At 64.1% G+C, this 18951-nt stretch carries 20 protein-coding genes and 3 pseudogenes; 8 read left to right on the forward strand and 15 right to left on the reverse strand.

Annotated elements, in window-relative coordinates; all coding sequences use genetic code 11:
* The 6 genes and pseudogenes from ABFP37_RS17970 to ABFP37_RS17995 form a co-directional block, all read right to left on the reverse strand.
* A pseudogene (locus tag ABFP37_RS17970) lies at positions 1-381 on the reverse strand (IS110 family transposase); the annotation flags it as partial.
* Between the two features lie 755 nt (positions 382-1136).
* Positions 1137-1283, reverse strand: coding sequence for a lmo0937 family membrane protein (locus ABFP37_RS17975; protein WP_139362912.1), 147 nt, complete (start codon positions 1281-1283; stop codon positions 1137-1139).
* Between the two features lie 301 nt (positions 1284-1584).
* Positions 1585-2841: a phosphatidylserine/phosphatidylglycerophosphate/cardiolipin synthase family protein gene (locus tag ABFP37_RS17980; RefSeq protein WP_347034376.1), complete on the reverse strand. Its 1257-nt coding sequence runs from the start codon at positions 2839-2841 to the stop codon at positions 1585-1587.
* A 120-nt stretch (positions 2842-2961) separates the two neighbouring features.
* Positions 2962-3138 (reverse strand): CsbD family protein, encoded by a 177-nt coding sequence (locus ABFP37_RS17985; RefSeq protein WP_078029538.1) that lies wholly within the window; start codon positions 3136-3138, stop codon positions 2962-2964.
* A gap of 317 nt (positions 3139-3455) precedes the next feature.
* Positions 3456-3581 (reverse strand): hypothetical protein, encoded by a 126-nt coding sequence (locus ABFP37_RS17990; protein WP_347034377.1) that lies wholly within the window; start codon positions 3579-3581, stop codon positions 3456-3458.
* Positions 3582-3606: 25 nt separating this feature from the next.
* The gene (locus ABFP37_RS17995; RefSeq protein WP_347034378.1) at positions 3607-4137 is read right to left on the reverse strand and encodes an NmrA family NAD(P)-binding protein; all 531 of its coding nucleotides are present in this window, start codon (positions 4135-4137) and stop codon (positions 3607-3609) included.
* A gap of 377 nt (positions 4138-4514) precedes the next feature.
* Here ABFP37_RS17995 and ABFP37_RS18000 point away from each other — a divergent pair, with 377 nt between their 5' ends.
* On the forward strand, positions 4515-5129 hold the full coding sequence (locus ABFP37_RS18000; RefSeq protein WP_347034430.1) for a DUF1326 domain-containing protein: 615 nt from the start codon (positions 4515-4517) through the stop codon (positions 5127-5129).
* Positions 5130-5295: 166 nt separating this feature from the next.
* Entirely contained in the window at positions 5296-5460 is a 165-nt protein-coding gene (locus ABFP37_RS18005) for a recombinase family protein (RefSeq protein ID WP_347034379.1), read from the forward strand.
* A gap of 122 nt (positions 5461-5582) precedes the next feature.
* Here ABFP37_RS18005 and ABFP37_RS18010 read toward each other — a convergent pair whose 3' ends face one another.
* From ABFP37_RS18010 to ABFP37_RS18020, 3 genes and pseudogenes are all read right to left on the reverse strand, one after another.
* On the reverse strand, positions 5583-5711 hold the full coding sequence (locus ABFP37_RS18010; protein ID WP_347034432.1) for a hypothetical protein: 129 nt from the start codon (positions 5709-5711) through the stop codon (positions 5583-5585).
* Positions 5712-5740: 29 nt separating this feature from the next.
* Positions 5741-5920: pseudogene (locus ABFP37_RS18015) on the reverse strand (aldo/keto reductase); the annotation flags it as partial.
* Positions 5921-5997: 77 nt separating this feature from the next.
* Complete coding sequence (locus ABFP37_RS18020) at positions 5998-7449, reverse strand: MFS transporter (protein WP_347034380.1); 1452 nt, start codon at positions 7447-7449, stop codon at positions 5998-6000.
* A gap of 102 nt (positions 7450-7551) precedes the next feature.
* On the opposite strand from ABFP37_RS18020, the gene ABFP37_RS18025 reads away from it, so the two are divergent.
* A complete protein-coding gene (locus tag ABFP37_RS18025) occupies positions 7552-8433 on the forward strand; it encodes a helix-turn-helix transcriptional regulator (RefSeq protein WP_347034381.1) in 882 nt (293 codons plus the stop codon).
* A 50-nt stretch (positions 8434-8483) separates the two neighbouring features.
* Positions 8484-9557, forward strand: coding sequence for a DNA polymerase IV (locus ABFP37_RS18030; RefSeq protein ID WP_347034382.1), 1074 nt, complete (start codon positions 8484-8486; stop codon positions 9555-9557).
* A 238-nt stretch (positions 9558-9795) separates the two neighbouring features.
* On the opposite strand, the gene ABFP37_RS18035 is transcribed toward ABFP37_RS18030, so the two are convergent.
* Complete coding sequence (locus ABFP37_RS18035) at positions 9796-10236, reverse strand: CBS domain-containing protein (RefSeq protein WP_347034383.1); 441 nt, start codon at positions 10234-10236, stop codon at positions 9796-9798.
* A gap of 323 nt (positions 10237-10559) precedes the next feature.
* Here ABFP37_RS18035 and ABFP37_RS18040 point away from each other — a divergent pair, with 323 nt between their 5' ends.
* On the forward strand, positions 10560-11039 hold the full coding sequence (locus ABFP37_RS18040; RefSeq protein ID WP_078029541.1) for a hypothetical protein: 480 nt from the start codon (positions 10560-10562) through the stop codon (positions 11037-11039).
* A gap of 304 nt (positions 11040-11343) precedes the next feature.
* Complete coding sequence (locus ABFP37_RS18045; protein ID WP_347034384.1) at positions 11344-13272, forward strand: glycoside hydrolase family 15 protein; 1929 nt, start codon at positions 11344-11346, stop codon at positions 13270-13272.
* Between the two features lie 27 nt (positions 13273-13299).
* Here the strand turns inward: ABFP37_RS18045 and ABFP37_RS18050 are convergent, their stop codons facing one another.
* Both ABFP37_RS18050 and ABFP37_RS18055 read right to left on the reverse strand, forming a co-directional pair.
* Positions 13300-13599, reverse strand: coding sequence for a muconolactone Delta-isomerase family protein (locus ABFP37_RS18050; RefSeq protein ID WP_078029543.1), 300 nt, complete (start codon positions 13597-13599; stop codon positions 13300-13302).
* 99 nt (positions 13600-13698) lie between these two features.
* Positions 13699-14667, reverse strand: coding sequence for a transporter (locus tag ABFP37_RS18055; protein ID WP_221937560.1), 969 nt, complete (start codon positions 14665-14667; stop codon positions 13699-13701).
* A 159-nt stretch (positions 14668-14826) separates the two neighbouring features.
* Here ABFP37_RS18055 and ABFP37_RS18060 point away from each other — a divergent pair, with 159 nt between their 5' ends.
* Positions 14827-15396, forward strand: a complete 570-nt coding sequence (locus tag ABFP37_RS18060) for a TetR/AcrR family transcriptional regulator (RefSeq protein WP_078029545.1) — start codon at positions 14827-14829, stop codon at positions 15394-15396.
* A gap of 46 nt (positions 15397-15442) precedes the next feature.
* On the opposite strand, the gene ABFP37_RS18065 is transcribed toward ABFP37_RS18060, so the two are convergent.
* The 3 genes from ABFP37_RS18065 to ABFP37_RS18075 all read right to left on the reverse strand — a co-directional run bounded on the left by ABFP37_RS18065 (position 15443) and on the right by ABFP37_RS18075 (position 17021).
* Entirely contained in the window at positions 15443-16024 is a 582-nt protein-coding gene (locus ABFP37_RS18065) for a mismatch-specific DNA-glycosylase (protein ID WP_347034385.1), read from the reverse strand.
* Between the two features lie 6 nt (positions 16025-16030).
* The gene (locus ABFP37_RS18070; RefSeq protein WP_347034386.1) at positions 16031-16315 is read right to left on the reverse strand and encodes a hypothetical protein; all 285 of its coding nucleotides are present in this window, start codon (positions 16313-16315) and stop codon (positions 16031-16033) included.
* A 127-nt stretch (positions 16316-16442) separates the two neighbouring features.
* The gene (locus ABFP37_RS18075; protein ID WP_139362913.1) at positions 16443-17021 is read right to left on the reverse strand and encodes a hypothetical protein; all 579 of its coding nucleotides are present in this window, start codon (positions 17019-17021) and stop codon (positions 16443-16445) included.
* A 384-nt stretch (positions 17022-17405) separates the two neighbouring features.
* On the opposite strand from ABFP37_RS18075, the pseudogene ABFP37_RS18080 reads away from it, so the two are divergent.
* Positions 17406-18853, forward strand: a pseudogene (locus ABFP37_RS18080) (MFS transporter).
* Positions 18854-18951: the final 98 nt, after the last annotated feature.

Consider the following 18951-nt stretch of genomic DNA (forward strand, 5'->3'; position numbering starts at 1 on the left):
CGTCGGTTTTCGCTTCGCCGGGGTGCAGGTCCGCGATCCGGCGCATCGCCAGCCCGGGAAGGTAGCCGACGGTGACACCGGCGGCCTGGGCGACCGCGACCGGCAACGCACGGATCGTCGCGGGCTGGTCAACCACGAGCAGGATACTGCCGTGCTTGTTCAGTGAGTCAAGGATCTCGCGCAGCCTGAGCTCGTCGTTGGGTAAGGCCTTGTCGAAGAGCTTCTTTCCGGCCCGGTCCACGGCAACGGCGTGGTGTTCGCCCTTGCCGACGTCCAGGCCGATGAAGACATCGATGCTTTCGTGGTTTCCGATCACCTGTACCTCCCGGTCGTAGCAGTTGATACCTGTGCTGGACTGTCCGCGGTGTCAGAGCCCGGCATCCACGTTACGCACGACGATCCCAAACTGTCCTGCCTCTATTAGCGGTCTCTCCGGCACCTACCGGACCCCGGTGACAACACCCCCCGGATCATTGACGACTGGGGGCGGCAATCATGCCGGGGGCGGCAGGCCAGCACACCCTCATCCTGCAACAGGAACGGGCTACGAAAAAGGTAACGGGGGGCGACGGCCGGGGCCTTCTCGCCTGGCCCCGGCGGTGGTACTCTCTGGGCCGCCTGAAGAACTGCTTAGGGCAGCTTCAAGGGGGATGCGGTCCTCATTTCCAGTATTGACCTTGGGGCACAGGAACAAAAGAGGTTTGTGGACCGCCAAGGCTTCATCCCGCAGCGCAGGAGTCCGCAACCCGAGGCGGCTGCCTCTCTGAGCTACGCGGTGCTTCGCCAGCAGCCAAAACAACCGGGGAGAAGGGAATCTGGCCGCTCACCCGAGTTGCCCCACCCACCGAATCCTGAGCAATGGACACCAGAACCCACGTACACAACGATGCGGCCTCCCAGGTCCTGTAGCCGTCCAATTTGCGCTCGGATAGTTTCCCGCCGGGCAGTGCCGTGGCGGCATTGTGGTGACGGCAAGGCCAGCGCGACCTTGACCGGCGAGGCGAGGGCCGACGGCTGCCCTGTCCCGCGCATGATCTTAGCCGGGTCGTCCTGGCCCTTCCAGCGTCTGCGGACCGTCCGACACATCCGCGGCAGCTTGCGCCTTGGCGTCCGCAGCGGCGGAAGCTGAGTTTGTATTACGCGCGGGACCTGCCGCGGATGAAGTGGAAGATCAGAACCACCACGGCAATAACCAAAAGCAGGTGAATTAACCCGCCGCCGATGTTGCCGAGCAAGCCGAGAAGCCAGAGAACAGCGATGATGATGGCTATCCAAAGCAACATGAGAGTCTCCCTTGTTTGTCTGCGGATGAAAATGCTGATTCTGCGCCCCGGCCGCCCCGCGTACATTGGCGCGCAGCAGGAATAACGTGGGGGTCAGAGCCGCACCGAGGGCCAATGCCGGTGAGAATCATCTTCGTACCTCTCCCTCTCATCAACCCTGACGCCGCATCAATTCCCCTGCCGTGATATCAATCCAAGTTCGTGATTCCGGCCGAAGGCCCACGCGGAGTATCGTGTGGTGCGCTTCACCCTATGTCAGGATCGGGTTCTTGGAAATGGCAAACATATTGGCGGATCGAACTCAAAGTAACGGCCTGAGCGGGACCAGGACGGCTTCGCTGAACCGGGCGATCATTTGCCGATCCTGCCATTCATCCAGGGTCAATGCACGGCAGTTCTCACTGTCCACGTCGAATATTTTCCGCATGTCCGAGGCAAAATTGTCGTCATGGATTTCGAGGTTGATTTCGTAGTTGCCGGTCAGGCTCAGCCTGTCGATATTGGCGCTGCCCACGGTTGACCAGCTGCCGTCGATCGTGGCCGTCTTGGCATGGATCATCGCGTTTCGGTAGAGCAGGATGGTCACACCCTCCTCGAGCAGAGACCGGTAGAACCCGCGGGAGAGCCAGTCCGAGAGGATGTGGTTGGAATCTTCGGGGAGGATCAGCCGGACATCAACACCGCGCCTGCTGGCAGCGAGCAATGCCCTGAGGATCTGCTGGTCCGGTATGAAGTAGGCCATGGTGATAAAAATGTGGTCTTGCGCCCGGTTGATCGCATCCAGGTAGACCCCGCGGATCGGATAGACAAGGTTCGACGGAATGTTGTTCACGGCGCGGATCCGCGGCTCCCAGACGTCCGGCGTTGTGTGAGGTATCTCGGGCAGGGACCCGGAAGAGTGGTCATTCCAGACATTCACGAAAGCCTGGCGGAGATCCCACACGGACGGTCCTATGAGTCGGAGGTGCGTGTCCCGCCATTCGGTGGCGTACAGGGAACCGATGTTGTAGCCGCCCACGAAACCGATGTGATCATCGACGATAAGGAGCTTGCGGTGGTCCAGCCCGGTGCTGCGAAGAGTCTTGAAGAACATTGAAGGTCGGACCACCGGGAAACGGTACACGTGGATGCCTGGGTGGAAACGGAAAAACGAGGGTGGCACGACCAAATTGGCGAACCCGTCGTAAATGACAAAGACCTCGACTCCGCGGTCCGCCGCTTCATCCAGGGCGTTCTTGAACTTCCGGCCGGTGTCGTCGTCCTTCCAGATAAACGTCTCAATCAGGATCCGGTCTTTTGCTTCGCCGATCGCCTGGATCATGTCACGGTAAAGATCGGCCCCGTAGGTGTACGTCGTGACCTGGGAGTCGGAGACGGTGCTCTCAAAAATGCCCGGGTGCGGGAACCCCTTGCGCTTGCTTCGATCCCGTTTCTTCGCCATGTCCAATAGGACGAGCCCGGCAATTACCGCCCCCTGAACCGCCGCGACGGCCAAGAGTGAGCGGACCACAGTCTTTTTAGCCACGGCCGCGACGGGCTCCGGGAGCAATTCATCCATTGGCACAGCCTAATGGGCCGCCGCGGTGCGTAGGAGCGGGTCCGTACCTTCCCGCACAATTCCCGGCTGCAGCAAGAAGGGTGCACTCTCGCGGGAGATGCACCCTTCCTTGCGTTCAGGTCAGTCCTTTTTGAAGGCGTCCTTGACCTTCTCGCCGGCCTGCTTCAAATCGCCCTTGGCCTGGTCCGCCTGACCTTCGGCCTTCAGGCTGTCATCGCCCGTGGCCGCTCCGGCGGCTTCCTTACCCTTGCCGCCGGCCTTTTCTGCAGCGTTTTCGATCTTGTCGCCGAGTCCCATGGTGTTCCTCCTCTGGTTGGCGGCCGTTCGATTCGGCCTTAGAAACATAATAAGCATGCTTAGCAAGCAGCACCACTGCTCATTCAGACCTGCGGGGAACGGGGGACCCCTGGTCTGCCGGTGTGGAACTCGCCGTGGTTCCGCAGAATTGCTACCGGCTGAAGCGGCCGGTGCTGCACCCGGCGGTATCGTCGTTCATCGCATCCCAGTAATTCCTTGTCGATCGGTGTCCCTTAGCATGGCAGGGGTGCTTTCGTGACCCTTGTTTCGGACACCGTGGCTCCGGAAACGGGTGCGTGATTTCGCTAGCTGGTCGGTCAGCTCTGCTGGCGGTGCCTCTCCAGGACGTCCCTGGCACTCGTCCATTTCCTACTGCCGTAACGGTCGTTGTTGATGTGACGCAGCTTCGCGTCGCCGCTGAACATGCTGGCGAAGTACAGCATGCCCTGCCACGGTGGGAACGGCTCGCTAGAGGCCGGCCTGGTCGGGGGCGGACCAGAAGAGCACACGGTGCCGGGAGAACAGGATCATTGGTGCCTGCCCGGAGAGCATGTCGGTGAAGGCGCCGCTAAGTATCGATGTGGCCTGGATTTCGGTTGCGTCCAGGTGCTGTGCGACGTCCCTGCGGAGTTGTAGGTTCCGGTTGCTCCCGGGCCGGATACCGCGGTAGTCGATGGAGAAGTCGGAAGGGATGAAACGGGGCGCACCCACCGCGGCCGCCGCCTCCAGCGGGCGCAATTGAGCCCCTAGGATTGCGCTGTCGAGCCCGTTGATCGCGGAAACCACACAGTCAACATCCGGGCAGGCGTGTTGGAGGCCGCCCGGATCGTCGTAATCCGTCTGGACCACCTCGGCGCCCTGGGCGCGTAGCTGGGCAACCCGTGCTGTGCTGGTCTCGTGTCGTGTCAGGACCCGGACGGTGGCCCCAAGAGCGACCAGATTCCGCATGATCCGCCCGCCGAGGTCATCTGTGGCGCCGGCAACGAGAACGGTTCCCAAAGGGGTGTCGTCGCGGTCATGACGCGCACCTCAAGTGATCCCTGTTGTGGGCGGTGGTCGGCTAGAGACTACCAACGCCGTATGCAGCCACATCGCTCTTCGGCTCCGCCTGTCCCCGTGACGGATCGATCACCGCTCTGTTGGTGCCCGTTTGCCGAACGGTGACCGATACGCCCAGGGCAACGTGAGACTGCCAATCGAACCGTGAGAGCCGCCATGCGCCGCGAAAAATTTCGGCGGGGATTGAGCTTTCGCAGCATTCGTCAAATACGCCAGGTCGGCGTCTTTGATGACTCATCTGAGGCCGTTGACCGTGATGATGGGCGGGAGGAGACTTTGTTTTGGTGGTGCCACGTCGAAGGGAGCCGCAAAATGCCGTGGCGTATAGGCCGTGGCGTATAGAGGGTACGTATTTTGAGAATTGCAACTGCGATATGGTCTGCCCGTGCTCGACTTCCGGGTTGACCGCACCGGCGGACAACGAACGTTGCCACGTGGCCTTGGCCTTCCACGTTGACACCGGCGACGTTAACGGCGTCGACGTCGGTGGCCTTACCGTCTGCGTCGTCGCCGACACACCCGCCCTGATGGGTGACGGAGGCTGGAAGGTCGGAGTCCTGATGGATGCTGCCGCCTCAGCTGAACAGGCCGAGGCGCTCGGTGCAGTCTTTGGCGGCCAGATTGGCGGACCGATGGAGGGTATGGCCGCCTTGATCGGTGAAATGGCTGGCATGGAGTCTCTGGAGATGGCCTACGCCGACGATGGGCGCCGGCATCAGGTCAGGATCGGCAGTGCCGTAGACATGGCGATCGAGGACTTCGTGTCTCCCATGGATCCTACGGAACTTGGCGTGAAAATCAGCGGGGTCGGATTTCCTGCGGACACCTTGGCAGCCGGCACCGCGAGCACCGGCCGCGTCGACGTGTTCGGGATGACCTGGGACAACGCCGGGAAGAACTCCTTCTCGGCCCCGTTCGCCTGGTCGGCTTAGGTGCCGGGCCCGGAGCTACCTGACCGTTAGCCACCATGCCGCAGGGCTGTCGTTGATCGGGTGCGAGGCACGGGCGCGGTCCTTACTTTCCCAGGCCTTACGGGCGCGTGTCCACAAGCCCGGCGACGTCGGCGATGCCTGAGACATCGCCGACGAACTGACGGCCATGGGAGTAGTGCTCAGTCTTGGCGGCAGCACCTACGACCCGACTGATCCGGTCGGCCGGCTGCTGTTCAACGTCCTCGGAATGAGAGCCGAGTTCGAGGCGGAACTGATGCGCATGCGAACCCGCGAGGGAGTGGGGCTGTCGCCAAAGCGAAGGGGCGACTGAAGGGCAAGCAGCCTAAATTATCCAAGACCCAACGGAAGCATCTTCTGACGCTGCACGCCGGTGCGGCCCAGGGGGCGGTACTCCATGGTGGTTCCTTGTCTCTGCCTCAGGCTTCGGGGGTCTTAGGCTTCGGGGATGACCATGGCGAAACGTTCCTCGCGGGCTTCGTCCGGGTCCGGACCGTTGCGGTTGCCGGTGTTGAGCGAGTCGATGGCGGTGAGTTCGTCAGTACTGAGTTGGAAGTTGAACACGTCGAAGTTTTCGGCGATGCGTGTCGGGTTCGGATGCCCTGCCCGACCTCGCGCTCGTTGCCGTAAGCTGCGGCGGTGTCGATGTGCCTGTAGCCGGCTGCCAACGCGGTCTCGACGGCGGCAGTGGTCTGCTCCGGGGCGCTTTGGAAGACGCCCAGGCCCAGGGCTGGCATTGTGACGCCGTTGTTGAGAGTCAGTTCCATGTTCATGCCTTTCACGGTAATGAGACGTACGGAATTTTGGGAGTGCACGTCATTTCCCCCTTGATGTGGGTAGCCTTGCTGGTTCAACGGACCCCTTGGACCTGCGGCGCAGGGGCGGTCCCGGGCTGCTTCTCTGTGTGGCGGGCGGCAAGATCGGCGGGCAGGATGAGAGCCGCGGCGATTGCCAAGGCAACGAGCAGGAGCACGCTGCCCGTGGTCAGTGCCGCGCTGACCTGCGCCGCCAGGTGCGCGACGGCGGAACCCGCCGTCGCGACGGTCGCTGAGGCAGCGACCGCGATACCAAGCCCGAGGCAGGTGCCCACCTGGTGGAAGGTGTTCACCAGGCCGGATGCCGCGCCGGCGTCTGCCGCTGGGGCGCCGATGATGCCGAACGAGGTCAGTGGCGCAAAGGCCAAGCCTTGACCGGCGCCTATGAGGACCATCGGCAGAGCCACGCCAGTCAGGTATGCGGAGTCGACTCCGACCCGGCTGAGCCAGAATATCCCGGCAAGAGTGACCAGGATGCCTGTTACGAGTGGAATGGAACCCGGCATTCGGCCCGCGAGCCGCGGGATGCTCATTGCGACGGCGAAGTTGACCGCGGTCATCGGCAGGAATCCGATGCCGGCCTGCAGCGGGTCGAAGCCAAGTACTTCCTGCATGAACTGGGTAGTGAAGAAGAAGAACGCGATCATCGCGCCCAGGTACAGGAAGCGGGCAAGGTAGGCGCCGGTGCGACGGCGGCTCGCGAACAGCCGCAGCGGCATGATCGGCTGGGCCGCCCTGCGCTCGATCTGTACGAACACCGCCAGGAGTACGACGCCGGCACTGACGGCTGTGACCGTAACCGGGGAAGTCCATCCCGCATCGACGGTGTTGATGATGCCGAACACGAGAGCGCCGACGCCTAGTGTGGCGCTGAGCGCGCCGAATACGTCGAAGCGGCCGCGGGCCCGGACTGTTTCCGGGATGAACCGCGGTGCGAGGACGATCATCGCGGCGCCGATGGGTACGTTGAGGCAGAACCCGGCCCGCCAGGAGATCCAGTGGGCCAGCGCCCCGCCGATGACCAGACCGAGGCTGGCGCCGATCCCTGCGGTGGCGCCGTACAGTGCGACGGCCCGGGTGCGCTCACGGCCCTCCGGGAAGCTCGCCGTGAGCAGGGACAGCGAGGCGGGCGCGACGATCGCGGCGCCAATACCCTGGACGGCGCGGCCGGCGATCGCCCACCGGCCCGCCGGCGCCAGTCCGATCAGAAGTGACGCGATCGAGAACACCACCAGCCCGAACACGAAAACCCGCCGGCGTCCGAGCAGGTCTCCTGCCCGGGCGCCGAGGAGCAGCAGGCCGCCGAAGACCAGCGTGTACGCATCCTGAACCCAGGAGCGCTCACCGGTGCTCAGCTGCAGGTCTGCCTGCAGACTCGGCAGGGCGGTGAAGATGACCGAGTTGTCCAACAGGATCATGAAGTAGCTGACGAGGATGATCGCCAGGATCGCTGCCCGGCGGGGAGCGGTTGCGGGTTCAGGTTTCATGCTTCTAATGCAACCGTGAATCCTTATAGGCCGGGAGTCACTGTCGTTCCGGGTAACGCCAGTGCCTCCCTCGTCCCATCGACGGCGCGTAGCGTGGATGCCATGACCCACAGCGACGACGTGCGGAAATTCCTGACCTCCCGCCGTGCAAGGATCACGCCGGAAGAGGCCGGCCTGCCGGTCTACGGCGGCAACCGGCGCGTTACCGGGCTGCGCCGCGAGGAAGTCGCCATGCTCGCCGGGATGAGCATCGATTACTACATACGCCTTGAACGAGGGAACCTCTCCGGCGCCTCGGACAGCGTCCTCGAAGCCCTCGGGCGTGCCCTGAAGCTCGACGACGCCGAAACGGCCCACCTTTTTGACCTGGCCCGAGCCGCCACCGCCTCCCCCCGGGTGCGGCGCAAGCGCAGCCCGCAGACGGTGCGGCCGAGCGTGCAACGCGTCATTGACGCGATCACAACGGCGCCGGCCTGGGTCCGCAACGACCGAGGGGATGTCCTCGCCGCCAACGAACTGGGCCGTGCCCTGTATCTGGACATGATGGCAGAGGGGCCCAATCCGCCGAACAGCGCACGCTTCACCTTCCTGAATCCGAAAGCGCGGGAGTTCTTCGCCGATTGGGAACGCGCTGCGGACGACGTCGTCGCAGTCTTGCGCTCCACGGCCGGGAAAAACCCGTACGACAAGGACCTCACGGACCTGATCGGTGAACTCTCCACCCGCAGCGAGGAGTTCCGCGCCCGGTTGGCCCGTCACGACGTGAAATACCACCGCGCCGGCCGCAAACGGCTCCACCACCCGATCGTTGGCGACTTGGACCTGAGCTTTGAAGCGCTGGAACTCCCTGCAGACCCGGGACTGCGCATCAACGTGTACACAGCAGATCCCGAGACAGCCTCCGAGGACGCACTGAAAGTCCTCGCCAGCTGGGCCGCCACCCAGCGTGAAACGACAACTGCCGCGGTCAACGAGAAAAAATGAGCCACCGTCCCTCCACTGCTTGCCAGGGATGTTTAGGGCAGACTGGTGGCGTGAACGGAATCCGGTGGGTGCTGCACGTCGATCTCGACCAGTTCATCGCGGCGGTCGAAGTGCTCCGGAGGCCGGAGCTTGCGGGCAAGCCGATCATTGTCGGCGGTCGAGGCGACCCCACGGAACGAGCGGTGGTGTCGACCGCATCGTACGAAGCCAGGGCGTTCGGGGTGGGTTCCGGAATGCCCTTACGCATTGCGGCCCGGAAAGTGCCCGACGCTGTGATCCTGCCCGTCGATCATGAGGCTTACCTCGCGACGTCTGAAACGGTGATGGCCACCCTGCGCGCGCAGCCCGGCGCCACCGTGCAGGTGCTGGGTTGGGATGAAGCCTTTGTAGGCACTGAGACAGAGAATCCGGAGGCCTACGCCCGGCAGGTGCAGGCCGCTGTCCTGGAGCGAACGCAGCTGCATTGCAGCGTGGGCATCGGCGACACCTTGGTCCGAGCCAAGGTCGCCACCGGTTTCGGCAAGCCGGCCGGCGTCTTCCGCCTCACTGCCGGGAACTGGCTCGACGTCATGGGCAATCGGCCCACCAAGGACCTGTGGGGCGTCGGGACGAAAGTGTCGGGCCGGCTGGCCAAGCTCGGCATCAACACAGTCGCCGAGCTCGCCGCGTCCGACCCCCAAGATCTTGTCCCGGAGTTCGGCCCCAGGATGGGTCCCTGGTACGCGGAGCTCGGACGCGGGGACGGCGCCAGCGTTGTGGACGACACCCCGTGGGTTGCCCGCGGGCATAGCCGGGAAACCACCTTCCAGCGGGACCTGACCGAGCCCGCCCAGGTGGACGACGCCGTGAGGGAGCTGACAGCGCGCGTCCTTGAGGATGTTGTGGCCGAAGGACGGCCCGTGGTTGGGCTGACCCTCAAGGTTCGGTACGCGCCATTCTTCACCAAGACCCACGCGCGGAAGATTTCCGAGACATTCGACCGGAACGAAATCCTCGCGCGGGCCTTGGACCTCGCGGCCGGAATCGAAGCTGGCCGTCCGATCCGGCTCCTGGGCCTGCGGGCCGAAATGGCAATGCCCGATGATGCCCGAAAGGGACATACGCCGACGCGCGGCGGTTGGTGACGGCGTCGCTCCTTTCCTTACCAGCGCGGATTAATCGCTTCGCGGAAGTAACTGTCGTAGATGCGCTGCGGAACGGGCACCGGGATGACTGTGGTGACGCCGTCCTGCGCGATCACCCGCGCGCAAGAATCACCTGGCCACTTTATCCGTGTAAGCCTCGGACGTGGCAATCGGCGGGCACAAAATAGCGCCACGGAGAATACTCCGTGACGCTTGTTTGCTGATGAATTGCTTGACTTTATGAACTGCTCGATTGCAGTCGATTGCGTTCCGAAATGTGCTCCACCAGTTCGCCCACACGCTCCTCCGAGTAGTTGCGCGCGATGTCACCCTGGCTGATGATGCCGACCAACTTGTGGTCAGCAATGACCGGGAGCCGCCGGACCTGGTACTTTTCCATCATTTCGATGGCGGCGTCAACGTTCGCATCGGCGTCAATCCAGCGGGGCGCACCCGTGGCGAGGTCGCGGGCCACCATCTCGCGTGGATCCCGGCCCACGGCAACGCACTTGAGAACGATGTCTCGGTCAGTGATCATGCCCTTCAACTTGCCGTCGTCACCACAGATCGGCAACGAGCCGCAGTCCAGATCCAGCATCATCCGTGCGGCATCTACGAGGGACTGGTTCTCCTTAATACACTGTGCATCCGTAGTCATGAATTCACGTACGGCACTCATTGGTCCTCCTTCATCGATTGAGGTATCGACGCAGAGTCACCGGGCACATGCGCCGATGTTGCCAGCGTACGCCCGGGTCAGCGCCGATGTCGACGGCGGGTTCCTCCCCTGTTTGGGAGCTTCCGGACGATGCCGTGCAGAGCCTCCCTGATGGATACCATCACCATTCCTGAACCGCCGGCCACCCGCTGCCGGTTGGCGGCCACGCCCGCCCCCGGCTGGATCTTCCCTGAAACAATCCCGTTCTGACCCGGTCCGGACGCCCGGTATGGCACTAGGGTGGGACGGTCGGCATTCGCCGCGAAAACCCTCAAGGAGGGTGCATGACTTCCAGCCAGTCCAGCTCCGACCACTTCGGGCAGCATTTAAAAAGCGTCGGTGGTTCTGAGGCTGACGTCGGCGGTTCCGGGTATGTCGTCACGGCGGATGACACCGTGGAGAGCGTCGTCTCGGGCCTGCGCATGAAACAGCAGGAGAATGGCAATCTGGCCAGCGAGCCCTCCATCCTCCATGCCTCGGCACAGGTCCTCATCAGCAGACGTGATGAAATGGATCCGACCCATCACAGCGGGACCTCCCAGCCGGGGGAGTATCAGCTGGACATCCATTTTGGCGGGGACCACAGCACCCGGGAGCCTATCCCCGAGAAGGATCTTGAAGCCGCCAAGATCTGGGCCGGGAAACGGATCGAGTCCGCGGGCGCCGGTTTCGGCGCCATCTACTTCCCCTCCGGCGGCGGACTCGCCCCCGGAACGGGTGCACTGGAGTGCAGCTATGACTCCGCGCTGGGTTGGAACCGGTAAGCTCCCTGCCCCTTGCTCCCGCGTATTGGTGCCGTCCCGTCCCTCTTCGAAGAATCTGCTTCCGTGAATGACGAAGGCGAACTGTTGCCGGCCCACAGGATCGCGGAGGCGGTGCGGATCTGCTACGCAAGCCCTCGACTGTTGATCGGCGCACCATCATGGTGAGCGTCACGCGCGCCCGAGACTAACCCGGGCCGTCGGAGATTGCTCCACCACCTCTGCCGATCGGGAAATCCTGGTTGCAGTTGCTGCGGGCGCGGGATTCAGGATTCCCGCTTCCAGTCCGGAGGACGATACTGGGGTAGTGAGGATCGACGCCGGATCAGGGGCCCAGGGGCGGCGGCTAGGGGCAGGCACGAGCCCGTACCCGCCGATCGCCGACTATGGGTTTTTGTCTGACTGCGAAGCCAGCTGCCTGATCGCATCGAGCGGGCAGGTGGAGTGGATGTGCGTGCCGCGTCACGACTCACCGAGCGTGTTCTCCGCTATGCTCGACCGCGCCGCGGGTGGCTTCAAGGTGGCGCCGTACGGCGTCCGGGAGCCCACTGCGCGCCGCTATCTCCCCGGCAGCCTGATCCTGGAGACCACTTGGCAGACCAGGACCGGATGGCTGATCGTGAGGGATGCCCTGGTGATGGGTCCGTGGCACCACACCGAAGAGAGGGCCGAACGATACCGCCGCCCGCCGATGAACTACGAGGCGGAGCATTGCCTGCTGCGGACCGTCCGGTGCGTCAGCGGTGCAGTTGAGTTGTCCGTGCTGTGCGAGCCGGTCTTCGACTACGGCCGGCGCCGGGCAAGGTGGGAGTTCTCCAGCCCCGCATACGGGGAGATCGTGACGGTCAGCGGCGACGGGGAGGATCCGCTGCTTCGTCTGACCACCGACCGCCGGCTGGGCATCGAGGACTCGATCGCGGTCATCCGCAGCCGGATGACCGAGGGCGAGCAGGCTTTTATCGCGCTCTCCTGGGGGTCGCTGCCCCCGCCGCGGACGTGGGATGAAGCCACGCGCAAGCAGTGGCAGACCACTGAGTTCTGGAGGCAATGGATCACCGGGGGCGAGTTCCCCGACCACCCGTGGCGGGAGCAGCTGCAACGCAGCGCGCTGACGTTGAAGGGCCTCACCTACGCGCCCACTGGAGCTCTGGTCGCGGCGCCCACCACGTCGCTGCCCGAGACGCCCGGGGGAGAGCGGAACTGGGACTACCGGTATACGTGGGTGCGCGATTCCACGTTCGCGCTATGGGCCCTGTACACACTCGGCCTGGACCGGGAAGCCGACGACTTCTTCGCTTTCATCCGCGACGTCGCCGCCGAGGAGGACTTGCAGATCATGTACGGCATCGACGGCGAAAGGGATCTTCCCGAGGTCACTGTCGAGGGGCTCGGCGGCTACGACGGCGCCCGCCCCGTCCGGATCGGCAACGCTGCCGCCCGCCAGCGGCAGCTCGACGTCTGGGGCACCATGCTGGACTCCGTCTACCTTCACGCCAAATCCCGTGACCAGCTCCCCGAGCCGCTCTGGCCCGTCCTGCTCCGCCAGGTCGAGCAAGCCGCCGCCCACTGGCGGGACCCCGACCACGGCATCTGGGAGGTCCGTGGCGAACCGAAGCACTTCACATCCTCAAAGCTCATGTGCTGGGTGGCCCTGGATCGTGGTGCCCGGCTGGCGCGCCTGCACGGCCAGGCTGATTACGCCCGGAAGTGGGACACCATCGCCGAGGAGATCCATGAGGACATCTGCCGCAATGGTGTCGACGACCGCGGTGTGTTCGTTCAGTCCTACGGCACGACGAACCTCGATGCCTCACTTCTCCTTGTCCCGCTCGTCCGGTTCCTGCCCGCCAACGATCCACGCGTGTGCGCCACTGTCCTGGCCGTCGCCGACGAACTCACCCGGGACGGGCTCGTCCTGCGCTACCGCCCCGAGGAGACCGACGACGGACTCACCGGCGTGGAGGGGACCTTCACGACCTGCTCGTTCTGGCTTGTCTCAGCCCTCGTCGAGATCGGAGAAGTGGTACGCGCCAAGGCACTGTGCGAACGTCTGCTGTCCCTCGCCAGTCCCTTGGGCCTTTACGCTGAGGAGCTGGATCCGGTGAGCGGCCGGCATCTCGGCAACTTCCCACAGGCGTTCACCCACCTGGCCCTCATCAACGCGCTCGTGCACCTCATCCGCGCCGAGGAAACCCGCCGGGCGGCGCAGTTCGCCCCGGCGCACCGCAGCACCTGACAGCAGCGACGGAAACTGACGGTGCCGTCAGGACCTCTTGTTTGCCGGGTCGTTCGGGTGGGGATTGAGGGGCGTGATTTCCACTGTCATCCATTTGTGCAGAGGGAGGGTGGCGAGAATGCCCTTCAACTCTGTCTCACTGCCTGCTCTCCAGAGGCCAAGCGTTCGCCATTCACCCGGCTCGACCGGAGGCCTCCACAGCCGGAGCAGGTGACCTTGCTCGGCCAGCTCTGCGGCCCTGAGCGCTTCCCGTGATCGGGTGTCGCTGACGATCGCGTCCGATGTTCCGTCGGGAACGTTTGTAATGAGGGTGGTCAGGAATTCCATTTACTTGATCCTTCTTCAACAGATTGGTGAGGGGTGTCGGGCTGGATGGGTGGTGGGGGAGACCCCGGCGTCACCTTCTGCGGGCGATGGATGTGGTTCTTACTCGTGGCCAGCCATCGCCTGCTCCCCGGCGGTTGGCCGCTGTCGCCGTTCCGCGCGGGCCGTGGCGATGAGCAGGAGGATCGACTTCGCCGCGATCGACACCACAAGTAGCGTAACGGCGCCGAGCACCGCAATTGTGATGGCCTGCCAGGCAAACGGTTGGAGCAGATGCAACCACGTGATTGCGAGCGCAGCGACAGTCGCCACAGGGAAGGTGAATGACCAGAATCCGAGCGAGAACGGCAGCGCGCGGTAGCGCGGCAACAACATCACCTGGATCAGCACCATGAACGCCGTCATCGCCGTCAACCCCTCGAAAACATGATCGGGTCGACCGCCAGAGATGGTAAGCCATGCTGCTGACGCAACGGCCGGGGGAGCGATCATGATCGCGAGTGTCGGGACAAGTGGTGCAGGCATGGCTGGACGGACCGCTAGCCGGAGGAAGAAAAACACGGAGATCACCAGCCAGAAGAAGATGCCGACCGCGAAGCTTCCGACGGCGAGCCAGTTAAGGCCCGTCTCTGCGGCAGCGAGGGCACCGACGAAACCGGCGGCACTGATGGGCAGGAAGTAGCCGCCGTGCACGGATTCGAGCGGCATTTCCCCGCGCATCCAGAAGCTCAGAATCCATGCGCCGAACGCGGCAGCGGCGGCGAGGGAGATCAAGGTCAGCACGGTCGCGGCAAGCGGAACCGTGCGGTGAAGGCTCGCTCCGAGCAGCATCGCGGCGATGGGGAGCAATGCCGCCAGCGGACCCTGAGCGAAGTGCGTGAGCTGATGCGAGAGCGGTTGATCGGTGCGCGTGCCGCGATGCACGTGCACCGCGATGGTCCAGATCCAGGCGATCGCGGCGATCAGCCAGAACGCCTGCCCGACCTCGAACGGGATGCCGAGCGCGGAAGTCGCCACGGACCAAACCTGGGCGAGGCCAGCCAAGCCCAGCGGGATAGCAAGCGTGTTCAATGGGACCCTCTTGCGCAAGCGGCTCGCAGGGGCGGCGTGCGCCAAGTGCGGTTGAGCGGACAAAGGAATGCCTTCCTGAAAGGGGTAGGGGGACCCGGCGGGTGGTCATCGGCAGTTTTTGACCTTGAAGTACAATATCACGCAAGTTACGCTTTTCCCATGGGCAGACCGATGCAGTTTGAAACGGACGCGGCCGTCGACAGGGCGATGGACCTGTTCTGGCGCCAGGGGTACGCCGGAACGACGCCGCAGGAGCTGGCCAGTGAGCTGGGGATCGGAAAAGGTAGTCTCTACAACACGTTTGAAAGCAAGCACGCGCTCTTCGTGCGTGCTCTTCGGCGCTACAGCGAGAGACGACTCGAGTACCTGACCGAGCTGTTCTCAGCGCCGGGGCCGATCGGGCCGCGCCTCAAAGCTGCGGTGACTGTCCTTGCCGGCGTAGGCGAGCACCAGCGGGGCTGCGTCATGGTCAATGCCGCCGCAGAGCTCGGCACCGCCGACGACGACGTGAACCGCATCGCGGACGACCTCTTCACGCGGATCGAAGCGGTGTTTCGTCAAGCAGTCGCGCAGGGACGGGAGTCTGGAGAATTCAGCGTGGATCGGGATGCCGAGACCGCCGCCAGTCAGCTGCTTGCTTCTGTGGTCGGGCTTAGCGTGCTCGTCAAGGCGGGTGGGTCATCGGAGAGGTTCGGCGCAGTCGTCGACGGCATCGTCGACGGACTATGACGTCGGAGAGAGAATCCCCGATTAGACCTGGCGGGCGCGCGCCGGGTCACGCTGACGCGGCGAAGAGTTCGATGCCGGCCGCGATTGCGACTTCGCGGTAGGCGTTTGCCAGGTCAGCGAGGCTCGCGTGTTTGTTCAAGCCGCTCGGGTTCGGGACCACCCAGACGGGGGAGCCGCCGAGAGGATCCGGCTGACGGCCGGTCCTCGCCTGCGGCCGGGCGAAGGCCGTCCGGTAGGCAGTGATTCCCAGTATCGCCACCACTGCCGGAGCGATGCGTTCGACGCGCTCGGAGAGCGCTTCCGCGCCGGTCACGAGTTGCTCTGCGGTTAGTTCGTCCGCGCGCGCCGATGCTCCCGCAACGAGCGAGGTGATGCCGAGGCCACGCTCACGCAGATGTGCGAGGTCTTCGGGAAGGAAGCCCGCGGAAGCATCTATCCGCCGATCGACGATGCCCGCCAGGTAGAGAGCGGGATAGAAGCGGTTGCTTCCGCCGCCGAAATGCGCCTGCACTGCGACGGCGCGCAGGCCGGGATTAATGCCGACGAACAGAAGTCGCGTGTGGTCCGCGAGCAGGTCCGGCAGGCTCCCGCCGCGGAACGAATCAAGCGCAGACCGAGTAAACCTCAAGCCGAACTACTCTTTTCCAAGCCGGTTCCGGAGTTGCTGCGGATAATCGTCGTAAGCGGCAGCGATGTCTTCAAGATCGATCAACGGCGGGAAATCGATCACCGGCTGATGCTCGGCCAGGAAACGGGCAGTTTCCTCCACAACCCGTTTCCCATCGGCCTCGGCCAGCCCGATGCTTTCAAGAAAACCGGGATCGGTTCGGAAAAGCGACTCCACCGACTGTCCTTCTGCTTCCGACCGCACAGCGTACTCGTTGTCATTGACCAGCTCGATCTCGAATGAGTTGTCCATGAATGCAGCGTACGCCCGGACGCCGACCACTTCGACGTTCGGACACAGAACTCCCGCGCCCCTACCCGGGCAGCGCGGCGGTCGCTTTGAGTTGCTCAAAATTGCCAGGAACAGGATGCTGGCGCCGTCAGCAGATTGGGCTTCGGATCGGGCCGTGCATCGGCCGCATTTGCTCGGACTGCCTGTGTTTCCGGGACTTCCCCGTTTTGAGCGGAGGAGCCGAACAGAACAGTTGGAGATCGGCGACCAGCCGGAAATACCGGTCGGATTCGAGCGCGGCGAGTGCCGTCGTGTAAGCCGCAGCGTATCCGTCTCCCTCGGGAGGCGTGAAATGGCTGAGCGGGCCCAGAGCCACGGTGAGCCATTCCAGCTCCGCAAGGAGCCTGTTCACTGTCGTCGCGTCCAACAGCCTGCGGTGGTTCGCGAGGTCCAGGCAGACCCGGCCGGTGGCGGCCATCATGGCGCGTGAGGCATCCTGTGCTCCGGATCGTACGCCGGGGTCGTAAGCGAGCAGCGCCGAGACCTCGTCGAGAAGGAACGCTGATGCGACCGGTTCGACGTGGTGCTTCCGCAGCGGCTTCCAGTTGCTGCGCCCGTGCTCCGGCCACTGAAGGTTTCCGCGCCTGCTGTGGGACCCGGATCCCCGTCCTGGGCGGTCGGAACTGTCGAATATATCGTGGGTTTCCTCCAAGGTTTTCAAGGTCACATCTCCCGCTATGGAATGCTCGGACCCTGCTGCGAGAGCAGCACGGGTGAGGGCGCCACAAACACCGGTGAGGGCCGGAACCTTCAGCATCCTCTGTCCCGCCTGTCACGATGCCCGGGTCCCGAAAAGACCACGAACGTTTCGTCGTCTTTGACACCTTCCATGCTGGCCTGCAGACGTGAGGCAGCCATGAGAAGCCGGTGAGGGTCTTCTCATGTACGCCGTCGCCGGACGAGTTTGCCTAGCTTCGCAGTGCCGCCAGGGCTTCGGCCAGCATTGAGTTGCCGCCAGCGCCGCGGCGGGGCCCGGACGATGACCTGACCGAACGTGACTTGGTGCTATTCCCTCCCTTGGACATGGGCCAGTTCTTCCGGGCGCTGAGGAATGGGATTCCCTCCGGCGTCGCGCGCTCAGACACTCGTTCTTTGGGTCGCGATTCTCGCCTCCTTCGTGTCCTTTTTGGACAGCAGCGTCATCAACGTCGCATTACCGGCCATTTCCCGTGAACTGGGAGGCGGCCTGACCATCCAGCAATGGGTCGTGGACGCCTACCTGATCACCCTCGGTTCGCTCATCCTCCTTGCCGGATCGCTCTCTGACGTTCTCGGACGGATCCGCATTCTCCGCGTGGGCCTGGTCGGTTTCGGCGTGACGTCCCTGATGTGCGCGTTCGCACCCGCCGCCGAGGTTCTGATCATTGCCCGGGCCCTGCAAGGCATTGCCGGGGCTTTGCTCGTGCCCAGTTCCCTCGCGCTCATCACCTCACATTTGACGGGGCGGCCAGGGCCAAGGCCATTGGCCAATGGACGGCCGGTACCACCGTGGCTTTCATCGCCGGACCGCTCCTGGGCGGCATATTGGTCGATTCCGTCGGATGGCGCTGGGTGTTTGGCATCAACGTTCTGCCGATCGCGGTGATCCTGTGCCTTCTGGCCGTGTTGCACGCGACGGACGTCCGCAAGGCGGGGGTCCGCATTGATTACCCCGGGGCGGTGCTGTGCGTTCTCGGACTGGCCGGACCCGTGTATGCCCTGATTGAGCAGGGCACACGCGGATGGGGGAGTCCGGCCATCCTGCTGCCCTTGACCCTCGGAGTACTCTGCTTGGCGGCGTTCCTCTGGCGGCAGGCAACAGCGAAACAGCCGCTCATGCCGCTGAGCCTCTTCGCCGTCAGGAACTTTGCGGCCGGCAACATGGCCACGACGTTCATCTATGCCGCGCTCTCCGTCGGCGGATTCACCATCGTGCTCTTCCTGCAGCAGGTGGCCGGATACCCGGCGACTTTCGCTGCTCTCGCCCTGCTGCCGGTCAGCCTGCTGAGCATCTGCTTGTCGTCATGGTTCGGTTCACTCGCCGGCCGGTACGGCCCGCGGTGGTTCATGGCCTTGGGTCCGGCCGGCGCCGGCCTCGGCTACCTCTTGATGGTCTCGTCGCAGACGCCCCTCAGTTACTGGACTCAGCTGTTGCCGGGAATCATCCTCTTCGGGGTCGGGCTCTCGGCCACGGTGGCACCGCTTACCGCAGCCATCCTGGGCTCGATCTCCGAACAGCAGTCCGGGATCGGCTCGGCAGTGAACAACGCGGTTGCCCGGGTGTCGGGTCTGATTGGCATCGCTCTCGTCGGACTCCTTACCGGAACGCAGCTTGACCTGGCCGGATTCCACCGGGTGCTGATCGCCGTCGCCATCCTTCTGGTCATCGGAGCCGCGGTCTCAGCCTCCGGAATCAGGAACCCGCCACGGAACCCCGCGCCGCGGACAACGCCGCCACCCAGGCTCGGCGTTCGAGTCATGCGCACGCCGGACAAACCCAAGGGCATCCAAAACCCTTAGCCTGGTCTGTCGGGGCGTTGCCCGGGCAGCGGCAGGTGATGACCGCGGATGGACGCTTTTTCGGGGACCGCATCCGCGGGGCAACGCACAGGGATGCG

It is taken from the genome of Burkholderia sp. RS01, from assembly GCF_039748055.1.
In the GTDB taxonomy this organism is placed as follows: Bacteria; Actinomycetota; Actinomycetes; order Actinomycetales; family Micrococcaceae; genus Arthrobacter.